We start from the raw sequence: 16807 nt of genomic DNA on the forward strand, positions 1-16807 counted from the left end.
AGACGCAGGTCAGATGGGGTTTCACAGAAATGAGCGGCACTGGGTAACGTGTTGGTTGCAGGGCGCTCGCCGGGGCACCTGTCACGCCTGTTCCCGGCCGAGTGGCACCCACCCCGTGCCCGGTGGTCGACAACAGGTGAGCCGCACTGGCCTACCGGCAACCCCGGGGGCCGGAACGACGGAGGAGCACACACGTGACCGTGGACAGCAGTGCCGCGCGCCAGCCGCGACGCAGCGCCGCAGGCAAGGCCGGCAGCAGGACCGGTACCGGTACGAAGTCCGGCAGGACCGGCACCGCGTCCGGAGCCACCGGCACCAAGCGCACCACCCGCACCACCGCGAAGACGAGTGACGAGCCCGAACTCGTACAACTCCTGACCCCCGAGGGCGAACGGGTCAAGAACGCCGAGTACGACGCCTACGTCGCCGGCATCACCCCCGAAGACCTGCGCGGCCTGTACCGCGACATGGTGCTCACCCGCCGCTTCGACGCCGAGGCCACCGCCCTGCAGCGCCAGGGCGAACTGGGCCTGTGGGCCTCCCTGCTGGGTCAGGAGGCCGCCCAGATCGGCTCCGGCCGCGCCCTGCGCGATGACGACTACGTCTTCCCGACCTACCGCGAGCACGGCGTCGCCTGGTGCCGCGGGGTCGACCCCACGAACCTGCTCGGCATGTTCCGCGGCGTGAACAACGGCGGCTGGGACCCGAACAGCAACAACTTCCACCTGTACACGATCGTCATCGGCTCCCAGACGCTGCACGCCACCGGCTACGCGATGGGCATCGCCAAGGACGGCGCGGACAGCGCGGTGATCGCCTACTTCGGCGACGGCGCCTCCAGCCAGGGCGACGTGGCCGAATCGTTCACCTTCTCCGCGGTCTACAACGCCCCCGTGGTGTTCTTCTGCCAGAACAACCAGTGGGCGATCTCCGAGCCCACCGAGAAGCAGACCCGCGTGCCGCTCTACCAGCGCGCCCAGGGCTACGGCTTCCCCGGCGTGCGCGTGGACGGCAACGACGTGCTGGCCTGCCTCGCGGTCACCAGGTGGGCGCTGGAGCGCGCCCGCAGCGGCGAGGGCCCCACCCTGGTGGAGGCGTTCACCTACCGCATGGGCGCCCACACCACGTCCGACGACCCCACCCGCTACCGGGCCGACGACGAGCGCGCCGCCTGGGAGGCCAAGGACCCGATCCTGCGCCTTCGCCGGTACCTGGAGGCCTCAAACCACGCGGACGAGGGATTCTTCGCGGAACTGGAGGCCGAGTCCGAGGCGTTGGGCAAACGAGTGCGCGAAGTGGTCCGCGCCATGCCCGACCCGGACCATTTCGCCATCTTCGAGAACGTGTACGCGGACGGGCACGCGCTCGTCGACGAGGAGCGCGCCCAGTTCGCCGCCTACCAGGCGTCGTTCGCGACCGAGTCCGACAGCGGCTTCGCCGCGGGTGAAGGGGGTCACTGACATGGCCGAGAAGATGGCGATGGCCAAGGCCATCAACGAGTCGCTGCGCCGTGCCCTGGAGACCGACCCCAAGGTCCTGGTCATGGGTGAGGACGTCGGCAAGCTCGGCGGCGTGTTCCGGGTGACGGACGGCCTGCAGAAGGACTTCGGCGACAGCCGCGTCATCGACACCCCGCTGGCCGAGTCCGGCATCGTGGGCGCGGCGATCGGCCTCGCCCTGCGCGGCTACCGCCCGGTGGTGGAGATCCAGTTCGACGGCTTCGTCTTCCCCGCCTACGACCAGATCGTCACCCAGCTCGCGAAGATGCACGCGCGCTCGCTGGGCAAGGTCAAGATGCCGGTCGTCGTCCGTATCCCCTACGGCGGCGGCATCGGCGCGGTCGAGCACCACTCCGAGTCCCCCGAGGCGCTCTTCGCGCACGTGGCGGGCCTGAAGATCGTGTCGCCGTCGAACTCCTCCGACGCCTACTGGATGATGCAGCAGGCCATCCAGAGCGACGACCCGGTGATCTACTTCGAGCCCAAGCGCCGTTACTGGGACAAGGCCGAGGTGGACGTCGAGGCGATCCCCGCCCCGCTGCACAAGGCCCGGGTCGTCCGCGAGGGCACCGACCTCACCCTGGCCGCCTACGGCCCGATGGTGAAGCTGTGCCAGGAGGTCGCGAACGCGGCGGCCGAGGAGGGCAAGTCCCTGGAGGTCCTGGACCTGCGCTCGGTCTCGCCCCTCGACTTCGACACGATCCAGGCCTCGGTGGAGAAGACCCGCCGGCTGGTCGTCGTGCACGAGGCGCCGGTGTTCTTCGGCTCCGGCGCGGAGATCGCCGCCCGCATCACCGAGCGCTGCTTCTACCACCTGGAGGCCCCGGTGCTCCGGGTCGGCGGCTACCACGCCCCGTACCCGCCGGCCCGCCTGGAGGAGGAGTACCTGCCGGACCTGGACCGCGTGCTCGACGCCGTCGACCGCTCGCTGGCGTACTGAGGAGAGGTTCGTGACGACGATGACGGAAGCGTCCGTACGCGAGTTCAAGATGCCGGACGTCGGTGAGGGACTCACCGAGGCCGAGATCCTCAAGTGGTACGTCCAGCCCGGCGACACGGTCACCGACGGCCAGGTGGTGTGCGAGGTCGAGACCGCCAAGGCGGCCGTCGAACTGCCCATCCCCTACGACGGCGTGGTCCGCGCGCTGCACTTCCCCGAAGGCACCACCGTGGACGTGGGCACGGCCATCATCGCGGTGGCCGTGGCGGGCGGCGCGGCCACCGGGGCACCTGCCGAGCAGCCGAAGGCCGAGCCCGTCGCCGATGCGGAGGAGCCGAAGCCGGAGGGCCGTCAGCCGGTCCTGGTCGGCTACGGCGTGTCGACGTCCTCCACCAAGCGCCGCCCCCGCAAGGGCCCCGAGGTCACGGTGCCGGCCCCGGCGCAGGCGATCCAGTCGGAGCTGAACGGCCACGCCGCCCCGGCCGCCACCAAGCCCCGCCCGCTGGCCAAGCCGCCGGTGCGCAAGCTGGCCAAGGATCTCGGCGTCGACCTGGAGACGGTGACCCCGTCCGGCCCCGACGGCATCATCACGCGCGAGGACGTCCACGCGGCGGCGGCACCCGCGGCGGCGGCACCGGCGGCCGCCCAGGCTCCCGCCGCCCCGGTCGCTCCCGTGACCCCCGCGCCGGCGCCCGCGGCCTCGTACGACACCGCGCGCGAGACCCGTATCCCGATCAAGGGCGTCCGCAAGGCGACCGCCGCGGCGATGATCGGCTCGGCGTTCACGGCCCCGCATGTCACGGAGTTCGTCACGGTGGACGTGACGCGCACGATGAAGCTGGTCGAGGAGCTGAAGCAGGACAGGGAGTTCCAGCACCTGCGCGTGAACCCCCTGCTGCTGATCGCCAAGGCCCTGCTCGTGGCCATCAAGCGCAACCCGGACATCAACGCGTCCTGGGACGAGGCCGGCCAGGAGATCGTGCGCAAGCACTACGTCAACCTGGGCATCGCCGCGGCCACCCCGCGCGGCCTGATCGTGCCGAACATCAAGGACGCGCACGACAAGACGCTCCCGCAGCTGGCCGAGGCGCTGGGCGAGCTGGTGACGACGGCCCGCGAGGGCAAGACGTCCCCGGCGGCGATGCAGGGCGGCACGGTGACGATCACCAACGTCGGCGTCTTCGGCGTCGACACCGGCACCCCGATCCTCAACCCCGGCGAGTCGGCGATCCTGGCGGTGGGCGCGATCAAGCTCCAGCCGTGGGTCCACAAGGGCAAGGTCAAACCGCGTCAGGTCACGACCCTGGCACTGAGCTTCGACCACCGTCTGGTCGACGGCGAGCTGGGCTCCAAGGTCCTGGCGGACCTGGCGGCGATCCTGGAGCAGCCGAAGAGGCTGATCTCGTGGGCGTGAGGGCGCCGAGCCGATAGCCTGTGACACCAGGAGAGGACGGCCGCAACATCGACTTGCGGCCGCCCTCTCTGCTTCCAGGCCGTTCTCCCGCTCTCACCGGTTCAGCACGTACACCGGCGCCCCCTCCTCGGCACCGCCCCGGGAACGGATACAGGCGTGCCGGCGCAGCAGCCGCAGACATGCGTTGACGCGCCGCACGGAAAGCCCCGTCCGCGCGGCGATGGACTCGAGGGGCTCGCACAAGTTCACGATTGCGCGTGAAGCTTGCGGGAAAGGGGAGACGGCGGACAGAAGCGTTCCAGGGACGCCTCGACCTGCTGAGCGCAGGCCGGGGAGACTTACCCCCTTCCTCAGTCGGACGGGCCGTAGTCGGCGCGCGGCGCGGAGAGCTGTTCGGCGACCCGTGCCAGCCAGCCGCTCGGCGAGTAGGGCGCCGGTGCGTCGACTTCCATGCCCAGCTCGGCGACGGCGAGGGCGTAGTCGCTCTCGTCCAGGTCCAGGGCCAGCAGTTCGTGCAGCTCTCCGACGAGCCGGGCTGCGAGCTGGGGGTCGGTGGAGCCGCGGTAGTCATCGACCGCCGCGTCGTGATCGCCGAACTCGTCGGGCATGTCCTGGGAGAACCAGCCGCCGAGGAACTGGCCGAGTTCGGGAAAGCGCGCGTGCCATTCCCAGTGGGTGGCGGGGGCGGCGGGGGGCGGCACATCGCCGGTCTCGATGCTGTGCCTGATGTGGTCGGCGAGGCAGTACAGCCACTGCTGGACGTCCGCCTCGGCCAGGCCGGTGTCGGGAACGGCGTAGAACTCGCCGAGACGCAGCCGGAGCCGACCCGGCGGGTTGTCGGCGTAGTCGCGCAGCTGCCGCTCCGCGGTGGCGAGGGCCCAGGGGCGGCTGTGCCAGGTGTGCCGGAGATAGGCGACCAGGGCCCCGCTCGGCCGCTCCGGGGTGTCGTCCGCGGGCTGCCCGAGGTAGGCGCGCATGACGTGGTCGAGTTCGCCGTAGCGGCGGTCGTGTTCGAGAGGGCTCAGGGGCACGGTCGTCTGCCTCTACAGGTCGCTACGGTCGCTACAGATAGATCGGGAACGTGGCATGGACGGCGAATCCCTGGGGGCGGGACGCGTCCCGCTTGAGGATCACCCTGGCCGCACGCACGTCGACCGGATCCCGGCCGGCCAGCATCATCGCCTGCAACAGCACCCGGCCGACCGGCTCGGGCCGGGACGGCCAGGACGCCTCAACGGTCAGGCGGGGCCGCGTCGACCCGGCGAGCCAGCGGTGGATGAGCTGCTCGTTCGCGGTGACGACCTGCTGGGTGGCCCAGTGGGCGGTTTCACGGTCGGGGTATGTGGAACTTCGGGTGCGCACAGGCCTTGGCTCCGTCCGATCAGTACGTGTTGAATCGCCAGAAGACGCCGACTTCCGCCGGCGAGACGGCGATGAGCCCGAGATCCGACATGTAGTCGGTGACTCCGAAGCCACCGGTGACGGAACGGAAGAAGTCCGCGTTCCGGTCGCCGCTCGCGTTTCCGGCCGTTGTGTGGAAGGTACAGCCGGGCGAATACCGGCTCAGCAGCGTACGGGCATCGGCGAGCAGTGTGTCTCGGCGAGCAGGAAAGTCCGGGATGTTCTTCACCTGGAACCACTCGTCCGTCATCGCCACGAGCAACCAGGCGGCGGACTCGGGCGCCACTTCGTGCAGAATGTCCGCCAGCCTGCCTTCCGTGGAGACGACGAACGGAAAGGACGGGCCGCGTTGTGGGTCCGCCGCGTTTTCCTCGCTGTCCCAGTCAAGCGTGACCCATCCGCGCGGATCACCACTGGTGCGTGCCATGACGGCCAGGACATCGGTGCGCCAGTCGTCGTGGGTGCGCGGACCGGTCGCCACGAAGGCGTATTCGTCCTCGAACAGGCGCAGCGCTGCCGCTTCCCATTCCTGCTGCGTGGGCGGATTCGTCATGGATTCTCGTCGTTCTGTCAGGGGATCGGCATGGAGGTGAGGACGACGAAGGGCGGGTCCAGGGAGTCATCGTACTTAAGTACGGTCCTGATCCCCTTGACCTGGACGGCCTTCGCCTGCATACCGCCCTCCTTATAGCCGCTCAGCGGGTCGTTCGGATCAGTGGGCTGCTTGGAGACACTACGGCCGCTGTACTCACCGTTGGGCGCGGTGCCGTCGAACGGTTTTGGCGCGCTGCCGTTCGTGGGCGGCGGCGGCCCCTTCAGCCATGCTGTGATCTCCGCTGAATTCTCATCGACGTTGTACTGGGTCAGTTCCTGCGCCTTCTCGACGCTTTCGAAGGTTGATGCCGCTGCGATGCTCGGCTTTCCGTACGGCCAGGACTGCGTGGCCGAACTGCCCTGGTCCCGCAGGCGTTGGGCGAGCTGTGCGTCGGTCTTACCCACGTGTTTGTCGAGTGTGTGTCCGCCGTCGAGCCATTCCATGCCCGCCAGGTCGATCTTGTAGACGCCGTTCTTGGTGTCATCGGGATTGGTCCACTTGTGCTCATGCTTGAAGGAATCGAGCGCTCGTGCGCCAAAGGCCTCGGCCCTGGCGTCCTCCGCGACGAACGTGGGCGCGCTTCTGAGGGCCTCGTCCAGCTCCCATTCCAGCGCGAGGAGCGTGGTGGCGGCCTCGCTGAACTTCTGCTGGTAGATCTCGACGGCCCTGTCCGCGGCCTCCCGGTCCATGTGCCTGCGGAAGGCCATCACCACTCGCCGAACATGTCGGTGGCCGCCAGTTTGAGCAGTTCGAGAGGGTCGAGCCGGGTCGTCAGATCCGCCACCATCTCCTTGGCCGCGTGCTCGGCCAGATGGGTCGTCGTCTCCCGACAGGTCCTGGCGACCTGGACCAGCTCGTCACACGTCTTCTGCAAGGTGTCGGCGGTGTGGTGCAGTACCTCGAGGATCGGCCGGCGCTGCGCGGGTGCCACATCCCCGTCGGTCTTCCAACTGCGGCCGCCCTGTGGGGCGAACTGCCCTTGCGCGTTCCGGCTGCGGCCCCAGGTGGTGGTGCCCCAGATCGACTGGCAGAACCCGTTCATGGCGCTCTGCCACTCGTTGTTCCCGTGCGGGGCCGTTATGTAGCTGATGACCGAGGTGAAGTTGTCGCCGGCCTTCAGCGCGGTGCTCCCGGCCGCCCGCCAGGCGGATGCCATTCCCTTCAGGTCGTCCTCCCGGGCACCCGGGGTGATCTCATGGGTCTTGCCGAGGTTGAGTCCGTACTCGATGGCCGGCCGGATGGCGCCGGCGAGGAAGTCCGGGATCTCGCCCAGCACCCCGGAGATGGCCCATGAGCCGGCATCTCTGCCGGTCCCGGACCACTTGATGTCGTTGATCTTCCCGTAGTCGGGTGCCTTGTCGATGACGACGGGCGGTGTGCGGCGGGGCGCAGGACCGTACATGCCACGCGAAGCCCAGTCCGCGGACTGGTAGTTGTTGGCCGCCAGGGTCAGACCGACGGCGACTCCGCCGACGCTCACCACGCTGGCCGCCCAGACCTGGAGGAACTTCTCGGCGATCTGCATGTAGGCCTTGGCGAAGGCGTCGGGTCCCGATCCCGTGCCCGCCGACTGGCTGTACTGGTTGAGGGCGCTCACCAGCGTCGTCGCGCCCTTGTCGTAGTCGAACTGCGCGTCGCGCACCACGGTCGAGGTGTAGTACAGGTGCTGCGGCCTCAGTTCGAAACCGCCACCGGCGTCGGGTGCGGCCGTGCTGAGCTGCTCCCGTTCCCGCCGGCGCTCCGCATCACTCGGCAGGCTTCCCATCAGGCCGCTCCCCATCCGCGCAGGACCGCCTTGTGGGCGGCCGCGTAGTTGGTGTGGCCGGTGGTGACGTACGCGTGGAGCCACTTCTGGGCTGCCTGGAGGTCCTGGGCCAAGCGGTCCCACTCGTCGAGCTTCTGGACGAAGATCTCGCGTGCCTCGCCCTGCCACGACAGGACGACCGGCTCGACCCGCTCGTACAGGCCTTCGAGCTTGCCGTTGAGCTTCTTGAGGATGTCCTCCAGCTCCGCGGCGAGTTCGTGCAGCGTGCCGAAGGACACGGCTATGTGGTCGTCGGCGGGCTGCGCTTCGGTCGACATGTCGTCCCCCTGGTACTTCCTGCGTATGCCGTCGCCGCAGGTACGTCGTGGCTCCTCGTATCAGAACGAGTCGAGACTGCTGCGTGGTTGCGTCGGTCCGCCGGCCGATTCGGCCTCGCCGTTCGGGGTGGAGAGCCTGTCCACTTCGCTGTCGATGTCGACATGGATGCGGCGCATTCGTTCCAGTACGTCCAGCTCCCGCTCGGAGAAGCCGTCGCGGCTGAGCCGTACCGCTTCCTCCAGCTGCTTCATCACCTCGCGGATGCGCACGGCGTCCTCGGCGGTCGCCCGGTGGAACTCCCGGTACGCGGTGGCCGCCGGCCCGCGCCAGCCCGTCTCGATGCGGTCGACCAGCTCGTCCATGCGCCGGACCTGTTTGTCGAGATGGTCCTGCATGTCGTCGAGGTCTTTCGCGAGCGTCGTCAGGCCCTTGGAAGAAACGCGGAGGTCGGCGCTGCCATCGCGCCCCGGCCCTGCCCCTTGAACCATGTCGTACGCGCCCCCCCGGACATCGGCAGTTACCACTACCGCGCTGATGTTGTCATCGTACGGATGGCCAACGTGGCCGGAAGTGCGCGTTTCACCGCGGGTTTACGAATACTCGGCAAAAAACTGGATCAGGCGGTTGCGGCTCCCCCCGACCGCGCCGAACCCTGAGCCCCGTCACCGGGACCCCGATCGCCGGTGACCTTGTGAACGAGTGATCTCAACTCCCGTACATTGAGCCCATGGTGACGGGGGAGAAGACAGCGGGCCCGCACGCGAGGCCGAAGGCGGCGGCGGGCGTCGCGCGGTCGTCCGTGCTGATGGCCGGTGGGACCGTGGTGTCCCGGGCCACCGGGCTGATCCGGCAGGTGCTGCAGGCCGCCGCGCTCGGCGTCGGGCAGCTCGCCACCACGTACAACACGGCCAACACCGTGCCGACCAGCCTGTACACCCTGCTGATCGGCGGTGCGCTCAACGCGGTGTTCGTGCCGCAGCTCGTACGGGCCCGGCAGACGCACCCCGATGGCGGGCGGGCCTACGAGCAGCGGCTCGTCACCCTCGTCGTCACCGTACTGGCGGTCGGCACCGTGCTCGCCGTGTGGGCGGCTCCTGAGATCGTGGGCCTGTACATGCGGGACAGCCCTGGCCGGCACCAGGCGTACCGCCTCACCGTCACCTTCGCCCGGTTCCTGCTCCCGCAGATCTTCTTCTACGGGGTGTTCACGATCTACGGCCAAGTCCTCAACACGCGCGGCAGGTTCGGCGCGATGATGTGGACGCCGGTGCTGAACAACGTGGTCCTCATCGGCATGTTCGGCCTTTACCTGGGGATGACGACCGTCCCGGACACCGTCGGTGACATCACCGACGCCCAGGTGCGCTGGCTGGGCGTCGGTACCACCGCCGGTATCGCCGTCCAGGCCCTGTCCCTGATCCCCTTCGCGCGTGCCGCGGGCTTCCGGTTCAGGTTCCGCTTCGACTGGCGCGGCTCGGGGCTCGGCTCCGGGATCCACGCGGCGAAGTGGACGCTGCTGTTCGTGCTCGCCAACCTGGTCGCGCTCACGGTCGTCACCAACTACGCCAACGCCGCCGACCAGGCGCTGTCCAAGGCGGGCGTGGGCTTCACGGCGTACAGCTACGCGCAGGGCATCTGGATGCTGCCGCAGTCCATCGTCACCGTCTCCCTGGTCACGGCCCTGTTGCCGCGCATGAGCAGGGCGGTGACCGAGGGGCGGATCACGGACCTCCGTTCCGATCTGTCCCGGGGGCTGCGGATCAGCGGGGTGGTGATCGTGCCCGCCGCCTTCCTGTTCGTCGCGCTCGGCCCGCAGATCGCGACGCTGCTCTTCGCCCACGGCACCGCCGACGCGGCCTCCGCCCGGCCGCTCGGGTACATGCTCCAGGCCTTCGGACTCGGCCTGATCCCGTTCTCCGCCCAGTACCTGCTGCTGCGCGGCTTCTACGCCTTCGAGGACACCCGTACGCCGTTCTTCATGGCCGTGTGGATCGGCGTCGTCAACGTCGCGCTCGCCACCGCATGCCATCTGCTGCTGCCCGCACGCTGGGCGGTCACCGGCATGGCCGGTGCCTACGCCCTCTCCTACCTCGCCGGACTCGCCCTCACCGCCCGGCTGCTGGCCCGCCGCACCGGCGGCCGCCTCGACGACGGCACCCTGCGCGGTACATACGCCAAGCTGCTGTGCGCCGGGGCCGGGGGCGCGGTGGCGGGTTGGGCGGCGGCACGTGGCTGCGCGGGAGTGCTGGGGGGCGGCACGGCGGGGGCGATCCTGACGACCCTGGCCGGCACGCTCGCCCTCGCGATCGTCTACCTGCTGGTGGGCAGGGCGCTGAAGATCGGCGAACTTCGCCGGATCCCTGGACTCCGCTGACGGCCGCCCCCTCCCGCCGATGGGCGTGCGGCACGCGTGCCCTGAGTGAGCGTCAGGGACGGATCAGGGTGGCGTGGGGGTTGTCACGGATGGTGGCGAGGTGGTCACCGACGGCACGCTGAGGGCATGAAGAAATCCACGGCCGCCCGCCCCGGTTCCTCCCCCGCCCGCCGTCTCGCAGCTGTCGCGGGCGCTGCCGTCCTCGCGGGTGCGGCGGCGGTGTACGCGCCGGCTGTCGCACACGCCGCGCCCGCACCCACATCGTCAGGGCCCGGCTTCCGGGACTGCCCGCCCCTGCCCGACGGTGTCGACCCGGCGCGCTGGAGATGCGAAGTGCACACTGCGGCGCCGACGTTGGCGATGGGCGAGGTCTCGGTGGCGCTCGCCCCGATCACCATGACGCACGCCGAGGGCCCGATGCCGGACGGCGGCAACGGGCAGGTGTGGGGCGCGATGCACAGCTCCCCGACCGCGATACCGGGCGGTCTGACCGGCACTCCCGCCGGCGATCGCGCCACTGCCCCGGGACTGGCGATCCGGCCGGAGTACGGCGGCCGGTCCGACTTCTACACCGGGCAGTTCAGCCTGCGCTTCCGGCTGGTGAGCCCCCTGCTTCCGCGTGGCTGCGCGATCGGGGCGAGCACACCCGTCGACTTCCGGATGAAGCGCTCCGGTCCCTCCACGTGGATATCCCAGGACCCACCGTTGATCGAGTTCTCCGCCTACGACGACACTTTCACCGCCCCTGCCGTCGAAGACTGCGGCCCGCTCACCGCCCGCCTCGACCACCGGCTCGGCCTGCCGGCGACCCACGGGAACCTGATGACGTATGACGCCACCTACACCTTCAAGACCTACGACCGGCTCCCGCACCACAAGCTCCCGCACGACCGGCTCCCGCGGCCGGCCGGGGAGGAGGGCACCCGCTGACGTTGCCCAGGCCTCAGCCCCGTCGGCGCAGCGCGTTCAGCAGGGCCGCCCCGCGCTCGGCGTCGTCCATGCTGACCGCGAAGTCGCTGCGGCGGCCCCGGGGCCGGATGACCAGGCAGTCACCGGCGCGGAGCATGACCGTCGTGCCGAGGCCGCTCAGGCGGTAGCCCCAGCCGCCTACCTGGGACGGCAGGCGCCGCTCGGCGCGGGCGGACTCGATGGCGGTCGGCGACCAGTGGCGGGCGGGCCAGCCGAGGGGGCCGAACGACACCTCCAGACCGGCCTCCGACACCTTCGCCCGGACCGAGGAGAAGACGCCGCCGGCGAGAGCGGTGACGCCGCAGCCCGCACACACCGGCCACAGTGCCGTGGGGGTCGCGAGGCCGACGGCGAGGGCCACCAGCGCGGCGACGGCGATCACCCCGGCCGCGGCGGCCAGTAGTTGCAGCCAGGGGTTGGCCGCGTGGGAGAACCACACCAGCCGCTCGCCCTCGGGCAGGTCCAGCTCGGGGGGCGCGGTGGCGGGCGCGGCGGAGGTGCGGCGGACGGCCAGCCGCCAGGCGACGGCCAGCGCGGCCCCCGCCAGGGCGAGGACCAGCACGATGGTCCAGGCAGGCTGGCGGGCCTGGTGCCAGTCCGTGCGGTCGAGGTTCGCCCGCACGACGGACGCCTGCGCGGCGAGCAGGACCGTACCGGTGGGAGCCAGCGCCATCGCGCGCCAGGGACGTGCGGTGGCCGGCGTCCGGGAGCGGCGCCAGGGCAGGGAGAACGCGAGGGCCAGGAGCAGCCAGATCCCGGCCGGGAACACGGCTGCGGCCCACAGCGGCATCGAGCCGTCAGGGGCGTCACCGCCGCTCCAGTGGGTGGCCAGGCGGTCCGGGAGCCGTCCGTGCGCGGCCCAGGGCAGGCCGACGAGCAGCGCGGCGACGGCTGTGACCCATACCGCGGTCCCCCAGCGAGCGGCCCGGCTCGGGCCGCCTTTCAGCTCGTCCCCATCGGTCACGGTGTCGTCATCCCCCGGATCATCTCGATGAGGTCGGTGCGGCTGTAGCCGAGCCGGGAGGCTTCCGCGACCAGCTCGCGCACCCTGATCTGCAGTCCGGAGCGCCGGCCGGCTCCCTCGGCCACGGTGATCCCGCGGCCCCGGCGGAACTCCAGCAGGCCCTCGTCCCGCAGCTCGCGCAGGCTGCGCAGGACGGTGTTCACGTTGATGTCCAGGGCCTCGGAGAGATCGCGGGCGGAGGGCAGCCGGTCGCCGGCGCGGCACTCGCCCTCGGCGACGGCCCGCCGGATCGCCGCCGCGACCTGCTCGTGCAGGGGGCGGGTGTCGGTCTTGTCCAGACGCAGCAGCATGGTGCTAATGACACTAGCACCATGGAATCCATTTCGGCGCCATGCGGGATACGGGCCCGGGAACGGCGACGGGCCCGCCGCTGTCCGCGACGGGCCCGTTCATGCCTGCGGGGGTGTCAGCCGAGCCGGGCGAAGCCGTAGTTGAGGAGCTTCGTGGCGTCCGTCGCGCGCTGCGCGTACGTGGTGGAGGCCAGGACCGTGCCGATGATGGTCTTGCCGTTGCGGGTGGCGGCGAAGACGAGGCAGGCGCCCGCCTCGGGGCCGGAGCCGGTCTTCACGCCGATGGTGCCGCGGTAGCTGGAGAGCAGCGTGTTGGTGTTGGTCCACGTCTGCATCGTGCGGGTGCTGCCGGTCTTGGTGACCGTCTTCGCCGTGTACGACGTCGTCTTGACGATGGTGCGGAACGTCGCGTTCTTCATCGCGCTGCTGGCGATCTTCGTCAGGTCGCGCGGCGTCGAGTAGTTGTTGCCGTTGCCGATGCCGTCGAACGAGTCGAAGTGCGTGTTCTTCAGGCCCAGGTTCTTCGCGGCGGTGTTCATCTTGCCGATGAAGTTCTTCACGCGCGCGTCCCGGTTGGCGCCGGAGCCGTAGGTGTCGGCGAGCGCGTAGGCGGCGTCGCAGCCGGACGGCAGCATCAGCCCGTACAGCAGTTGGCGGACGGTGACCTTGTCGCCGACGATCAGGTGTGCCTGGGAGGCGTTGTTCTTGACGACGTAGTCGCTGTACGCCTTCTGGATCGTCACCTTCTTGTCGAGGTCGAGGTTCGACTGGGCGAGCACCACCTTGGCGGTCATGATCTTGGTGGTGGAGCCGGTGGAGCGGCGGGTGTCCGCCGTCTTCGTGTAGAGGGTCGAACCGGTCGTGTTGTTCATCACGTAGCCGCCCTTGGCCACGATCGAGGGCGCCGTGACGGCCTGCGCGGGCACCGCGGTGAGGGCACCGGTCGCGAGCAGTGCGCCGGAGGTGACGGCGACGGCGGCGCCTGTGCGGATACGGGTCCTACGGGTGCCGTGAATGCCGGTAATCAAAGTGAAGTACCCCGATTGTCTTGAATGCCCCAGGAGTGCGGCCGAGTTGAGGTGGCGGGTGCAGAGGGCCGCACGTGTGTGACACGTAAGTAGCACAGATGGTTGTGCGGTTGCTGCCACCGCTTTCGGCCGTGTCCGCATCGTGGACGAGGGCCTGTATGCGTACGTGTTGTATCTATCCTGTGGGCATGAAGACGGCCGTCCAGCAGCCAGCGACCTCGATGAAGCAGCCACCCGCCGCCGACCGCGTCTACGCCCATGTCAAACAGGGCGTCCTCGACCGCCGCTACGAGGGCGGCACCCTGCTCACCGAGGGCGAGCTGGCCGAGGCCGTCGGGGTCTCGCGCACTCCCGTGCGGGAGGCGCTGCTGCGGCTGGAGGCCGAGGGCCTGATCCGGCTCTATCCGAAGAAGGGCGCCCTCGTGCTGCCCGTCTCCGCGCAGGAGATCGCCGACGTCGTGGAGACCCGGCAGCTGGTCGAGGAGCACGCCGCGCGCAAGGCCGTACCGGCCCCGCCGGCGCTGCTGGAGCGGCTCACCGAGCTGCTGGAGCAGCAGAAGGCGCAGGCCGCGGCCGGTGACCTGGCCGCGGCGGCGGTGACGGACCGGGCCTTCCACGCCGAGATCGTGCGCAGCGGCGGCAACGAGATCCTCTCCCGGCTCTACGACCAGCTGCGCGACCGCCAGCTGCGGATGGGTGTCGCCGTCATGCACTCGCACCCCGACCGGATCGCCAAGACGCTCGCCGAGCACGAGGAGATCCTGGGCGCGCTGCGAGCCGGGGACGCCGAGGCGGCCGTCGGGGTGGTACACCGGCACGTGAGCTGGTTCGAGCACCTCGCGCGGGGTGAGGTGCGATGAGCGCCACGATAGGCAGGCCCACCCTCCCGGGTGACCCGCCGGGCGGCCGCCGTGCCGTCATGGTGTGGTCCATAGGCGTCGCCGTCTACTTCGTCGCCGTCATCTTCCGTACGTCCCTGGGCGTCGCGGGTCTGGACGCGGCCGCCCGGTTCCACGTCAACGCCTCCGCGCTGTCCACGTTCTCCATACTTCAGCTGCTGGTCTACGCCGGCATGCAGATACCCGTCGGCCTGCTGGTCGACCGGCTCGGCACGAAGAAGGTGCTGAGCATCGGCGCGGTGCTGTTCACGGCCGGGCAGCTCGGCTTCGCCTTCTCGCCGTCGTACGGCACCGCCCTCGCCTCACGGGCCCTGCTGGGCTGTGGCGACGCGATGACGTTCATCAGCGTGCTGCGGCTCGGCACGCGGTGGTTCCCGGTCCGGCGCGGGCCGCTGGTCGCGCAGCTCGCGGGGCTCGTCGGCATGGCGGGCAACCTGGTCTCCACCCTGGTCATCGCCCAGCTGCTGCACGGTATCGGCTGGACCCCGGCGTTCGCGGGCAGCGCGCTCGCGGGTGTCGTGGTGCTGGTGCTGACGCTGCTGTTCCTGAAGGACCACCCGGAGGGGTACGAGCCGGCGCCGTCCCCGCACCAGGGTGCGGCCTACGTCCGGGGACAGATCGTGGCGGCCTGGCGGGAGCCGGGGACCCGGCTGGGGCTGTGGGTGCACTTCACCACGCAGTTCCCGGCGATGGTGTTCCTGCTGCTGTGGGGCATGCCGTTCCTGGTCGAGGCGCAGGGGCTGAGCAGGGCCACGGCCGGTGAGCTGCTCACGCTGCTGGTGCTGTCCAACATGGTGATCGGGCTCGTCTACGGCCAGATCGTCGCCCGGCACCACGCGGCACGGCTGCCGCTGGCCCTCGGGACCGTGGCGACCACGGCGCTGCTGTGGGCGTCGACGCTCCTGTGTCCCGGGGCCCATGCGCCGGTGTGGCTGCTGGTGGTGCTGTGCGTGGTGCTCGGGGCGTGCGGGCCGGCGTCGATGCTCGGCTTCGATTTCGCGCGGCCCGCCAACCCGCCCGAGCGACAGGGGACGGCATCGGGAATCACCAATATGGGTGGGTTCATCGCCTCGATGACGACGCTGTTCGCGATCGGCGTGCTGCTGGACGCCACCGGTGACGATTACGGCGTCGCGTTCTCGGCGGTGTTCGTGCTGCAGGCGCTCGGGGTGTCGCAGATCCTGAGGCTCCGCGGGCGGGCCGCTCGGCGTGAGCGTGAGCAGTTGGTCGCCAGCCGGGTCGAGACGGTGCACGTGCCCGCGGTGTAGCCGCGCCGTTCTCCGTCCGCGCACGCCCGCGGTGCCGGTCGGCCGGGTTTCCCGCCCGCGGAGAGGCAGGACGACGGGTCTACGGCGTCACCGCGAAGTTGCGCAGGATCGCCGCCGCCAGGTCCGGGTCGCCCTCGGTCTTCACGCGGTCCGTCGCCGCCTCGGCGGTGATACGGCCGCAGGCCAGGCGGACATAGGTCTCCCAGTCGAGGGTGAGGGTGGCGGCGGGGCCCAGGGCGGGCGCCGTCTCCAGGGTGCCCCGGCCCTGGATGTCGACGCGGATCGTGCGCAGGAACTCCACCGGGCCGTGCACGTCGAAGACGATCGCCGAGCTGCGCGGCGCGTCCGCGTCCTTGGCGACGACCTTGGGCAGGGCGTCCAGGAGGACGTCACGGACGACGTACGCGCCCGGCGAGTCGAGGTTGCCGGGGAGGCCGAGGGCCGTGCGCAGGTCCTGCTCGTGGACCCAGACGTCGAACGCCCGGTTGCGGTACGCCTGTTCCACGGTGATCTCCCGGCCCAGCGGGCCGCGCAGCGTGGTGGCGGGGTCGCGGGACTCGTTGCGGTGCTGGCGGCCTCGGCGGATGACCGTGTACTCCAGCTCGGCCGTCATCTCCGGCGCCGTGTGGTGGCGGCGGCTGTCGACCTGCATCTCCATGTAGCGCTGGTGCTCGGTGCGGACGTGGAAGAGGTCGCGCGGCAGGGAGTGGATGGGGCGCGGGTCGCCGAGCATCTCGCAGTCCATGCCGATGACGTGCGACACGATGTCCCGGACCGACCAGCCGGGGCAGGGAGTCCGCCGGTTCCACTCGCCCTCGACAAGCGGCTGCACCATCTCGGATATCGCGTCGATGGAGTGCGTCCAGGCGTCGGCGTAGGGCTGGAGGGTGGGATGCAGACTCACGGAACGGGACCCCTCGGCGGTCGGTACACGGGCAGGTTGTGGCGGCGTTGCCAGCGGGCGGCGGCGGCACGGCGGCGGGTGTCTGAATGGCTAAGTTACGCTGCCTTCAGGCAGCCCGG

Annotated in this window: 17 protein-coding genes and 2 pseudogenes; 7 read left to right on the forward strand and 12 right to left on the reverse strand. The window is 70.3% G+C overall.

Translation table 11 applies throughout. The features are described 5' to 3' along the window. The first annotated feature begins 194 nt into the window (after window positions 1–194). From pdhA to ACZ60X_RS19525, 3 genes are read left to right on the forward strand one after another with little or no spacing between them, the layout of a single operon-like run. Window positions 195–1460, forward strand: coding sequence for a pyruvate dehydrogenase (acetyl-transferring) E1 component subunit alpha (gene pdhA, locus ACZ60X_RS19515; RefSeq protein WP_469599833.1), 1266 nt, complete (start codon window positions 195–197; stop codon window positions 1458–1460). A 1-nt stretch (window position 1461) separates the two neighbouring features. Further along, window positions 1462–2439, forward strand: a complete 978-nt coding sequence (locus ACZ60X_RS19520) for an alpha-ketoacid dehydrogenase subunit beta (RefSeq protein WP_469599835.1) — start codon at window positions 1462–1464, stop codon at window positions 2437–2439. Between the two features lie 10 nt (window positions 2440–2449). Beyond that, complete coding sequence (locus ACZ60X_RS19525) at window positions 2450–3853, forward strand: dihydrolipoamide acetyltransferase family protein (RefSeq protein ID WP_469599837.1); 1404 nt, start codon at window positions 2450–2452, stop codon at window positions 3851–3853. Between the two features lie 93 nt (window positions 3854–3946). Here ACZ60X_RS19525 and ACZ60X_RS19530 read toward each other — a convergent pair. The 8 genes and pseudogenes from ACZ60X_RS19530 to ACZ60X_RS19565 all read right to left on the reverse strand — a co-directional run. Beyond that, window positions 3947–4096, reverse strand: a pseudogene (locus tag ACZ60X_RS19530) (DNA-binding protein); the annotation flags it as partial. A 107-nt stretch (window positions 4097–4203) separates the two neighbouring features. After that, window positions 4204–4884: a contact-dependent growth inhibition system immunity protein gene (locus tag ACZ60X_RS19535; protein WP_469599839.1), complete on the reverse strand. Its 681-nt coding sequence runs from the start codon at window positions 4882–4884 to the stop codon at window positions 4204–4206. A 31-nt stretch (window positions 4885–4915) separates the two neighbouring features. After that, window positions 4916–5227, reverse strand: a pseudogene (locus ACZ60X_RS19540) (RNase A-like domain-containing protein); the annotation flags it as partial. A gap of 7 nt (window positions 5228–5234) precedes the next feature. Beyond that, window positions 5235–5807, reverse strand: a complete 573-nt coding sequence (locus tag ACZ60X_RS19545; protein ID WP_469599841.1) for a hypothetical protein — start codon at window positions 5805–5807, stop codon at window positions 5235–5237. A 17-nt stretch (window positions 5808–5824) separates the two neighbouring features. Then, a complete protein-coding gene (locus ACZ60X_RS19550; protein ID WP_469600065.1) occupies window positions 5825–6556 on the reverse strand; it encodes an RNase A-like domain-containing protein in 732 nt (243 codons plus the stop codon). Then, window positions 6556–7614: a hypothetical protein gene (locus ACZ60X_RS19555; RefSeq protein WP_469599844.1), complete on the reverse strand. Its 1059-nt coding sequence runs from the start codon at window positions 7612–7614 to the stop codon at window positions 6556–6558. Before ACZ60X_RS19555 ends, ACZ60X_RS19550 begins: the two co-directional genes overlap by 1 nt. Continuing rightward, a complete protein-coding gene (locus ACZ60X_RS19560) occupies window positions 7614–7931 on the reverse strand; it encodes a WXG100 family type VII secretion target (protein WP_469599845.1) in 318 nt (105 codons plus the stop codon). Before ACZ60X_RS19560 ends, ACZ60X_RS19555 begins: the two co-directional genes overlap by 1 nt. Before the next feature lie 60 nt (window positions 7932–7991). Continuing rightward, window positions 7992–8420 (reverse strand): WXG100 family type VII secretion target, encoded by a 429-nt coding sequence (locus tag ACZ60X_RS19565; protein WP_469599847.1) that lies wholly within the window; start codon window positions 8418–8420, stop codon window positions 7992–7994. Window positions 8421–8737: 317 nt separating this feature from the next. On the opposite strand from ACZ60X_RS19565, the gene murJ reads away from it, so the two are divergent. Both murJ and ACZ60X_RS19575 read left to right on the forward strand, forming a co-directional pair. Further along, window positions 8738–10306 carry a murein biosynthesis integral membrane protein MurJ gene (gene murJ, locus ACZ60X_RS19570; RefSeq protein ID WP_469600067.1) on the forward strand — a complete coding sequence of 523 codons (1569 nt, stop codon included), beginning with the start codon at window positions 8738–8740 and terminating at the stop codon, window positions 10304–10306. Between the two features lie 126 nt (window positions 10307–10432). Next, entirely contained in the window at window positions 10433–11236 is an 804-nt protein-coding gene (locus ACZ60X_RS19575) for a hypothetical protein (protein ID WP_469599849.1), read from the forward strand. 13 nt (window positions 11237–11249) lie between these two features. Here ACZ60X_RS19575 and ACZ60X_RS19580 read toward each other — a convergent pair whose 3' ends face one another. From ACZ60X_RS19580 to ACZ60X_RS19590, 3 genes are all read right to left on the reverse strand, one after another. Then, window positions 11250–12239: a DUF1648 domain-containing protein gene (locus ACZ60X_RS19580; RefSeq protein ID WP_469599852.1), complete on the reverse strand. Its 990-nt coding sequence runs from the start codon at window positions 12237–12239 to the stop codon at window positions 11250–11252. Continuing rightward, window positions 12236–12589 (reverse strand): GntR family transcriptional regulator, encoded by a 354-nt coding sequence (locus ACZ60X_RS19585; protein ID WP_469599854.1) that lies wholly within the window; start codon window positions 12587–12589, stop codon window positions 12236–12238. The genes ACZ60X_RS19580 and ACZ60X_RS19585 overlap by 4 nt, the downstream gene beginning before the upstream one ends. A 116-nt stretch (window positions 12590–12705) precedes the next feature. Continuing rightward, the gene (locus ACZ60X_RS19590) at window positions 12706–13617 is read right to left on the reverse strand and encodes a D-alanyl-D-alanine carboxypeptidase family protein (protein ID WP_469599856.1); all 912 of its coding nucleotides are present in this window, start codon (window positions 13615–13617) and stop codon (window positions 12706–12708) included. A 188-nt stretch (window positions 13618–13805) separates the two neighbouring features. On the opposite strand from ACZ60X_RS19590, the gene ACZ60X_RS19595 reads away from it, so the two are divergent. Together ACZ60X_RS19595 and ACZ60X_RS19600 are read left to right on the forward strand one after the other, a co-directional pair. After that, complete coding sequence (locus tag ACZ60X_RS19595; RefSeq protein WP_469599858.1) at window positions 13806–14477, forward strand: GntR family transcriptional regulator; 672 nt, start codon at window positions 13806–13808, stop codon at window positions 14475–14477. After that, complete coding sequence (locus ACZ60X_RS19600; RefSeq protein WP_469599860.1) at window positions 14474–15784, forward strand: MFS transporter; 1311 nt, start codon at window positions 14474–14476, stop codon at window positions 15782–15784. The genes ACZ60X_RS19595 and ACZ60X_RS19600 overlap by 4 nt, the downstream gene beginning before the upstream one ends. 79 nt (window positions 15785–15863) lie before the next feature. Here the strand turns inward: ACZ60X_RS19600 and ACZ60X_RS19605 are convergent, their stop codons facing one another. After that, entirely contained in the window at window positions 15864–16688 is an 825-nt protein-coding gene (locus ACZ60X_RS19605) for a maleylpyruvate isomerase family mycothiol-dependent enzyme (protein ID WP_469599862.1), read from the reverse strand. Between the last annotated feature and the right edge of the window lie 119 nt (window positions 16689–16807).

It is taken from the genome of Streptomyces sp. NPDC104106 (genome assembly GCF_055584345.1).

Coding starts and splice junctions, on each gene's coding strand:
- ACZ60X_RS19545 (WP_469599841.1), bottom strand. CDS start 5,807: ATGACGAATCCGCCCACGCAGCAGGAATGGGAAGCGGCAGCGCTGCGC.
- ACZ60X_RS19595 (WP_469599858.1), top strand. CDS start 13,806: ATGAAGACGGCCGTCCAGCAGCCAGCGACCTCGATGAAGCAGCCACCC.
- ACZ60X_RS19565 (WP_469599847.1), bottom strand. CDS start 8,420: ATGGTTCAAGGGGCAGGGCCGGGGCGCGATGGCAGCGCCGACCTCCGC.
- ACZ60X_RS19555 (WP_469599844.1), bottom strand. CDS start 7,614: ATGGGAAGCCTGCCGAGTGATGCGGAGCGCCGGCGGGAACGGGAGCAG.
- ACZ60X_RS19575 (WP_469599849.1), top strand. CDS start 10,433: ATGAAGAAATCCACGGCCGCCCGCCCCGGTTCCTCCCCCGCCCGCCGT.
- murJ (WP_469600067.1), top strand. CDS start 8,738: ATGGCCGGTGGGACCGTGGTGTCCCGGGCCACCGGGCTGATCCGGCAG.
- ACZ60X_RS19600 (WP_469599860.1), top strand. CDS start 14,474: ATGAGCGCCACGATAGGCAGGCCCACCCTCCCGGGTGACCCGCCGGGC.
- ACZ60X_RS19585 (WP_469599854.1), bottom strand. CDS start 12,589: ATGCTGCTGCGTCTGGACAAGACCGACACCCGCCCCCTGCACGAGCAG.
- ACZ60X_RS19520 (WP_469599835.1), top strand. CDS start 1,462: ATGGCCGAGAAGATGGCGATGGCCAAGGCCATCAACGAGTCGCTGCGC.
- ACZ60X_RS19560 (WP_469599845.1), bottom strand. CDS start 7,931: ATGTCGACCGAAGCGCAGCCCGCCGACGACCACATAGCCGTGTCCTTC.
- ACZ60X_RS19550 (WP_469600065.1), bottom strand. CDS start 6,556: ATGGCCTTCCGCAGGCACATGGACCGGGAGGCCGCGGACAGGGCCGTC.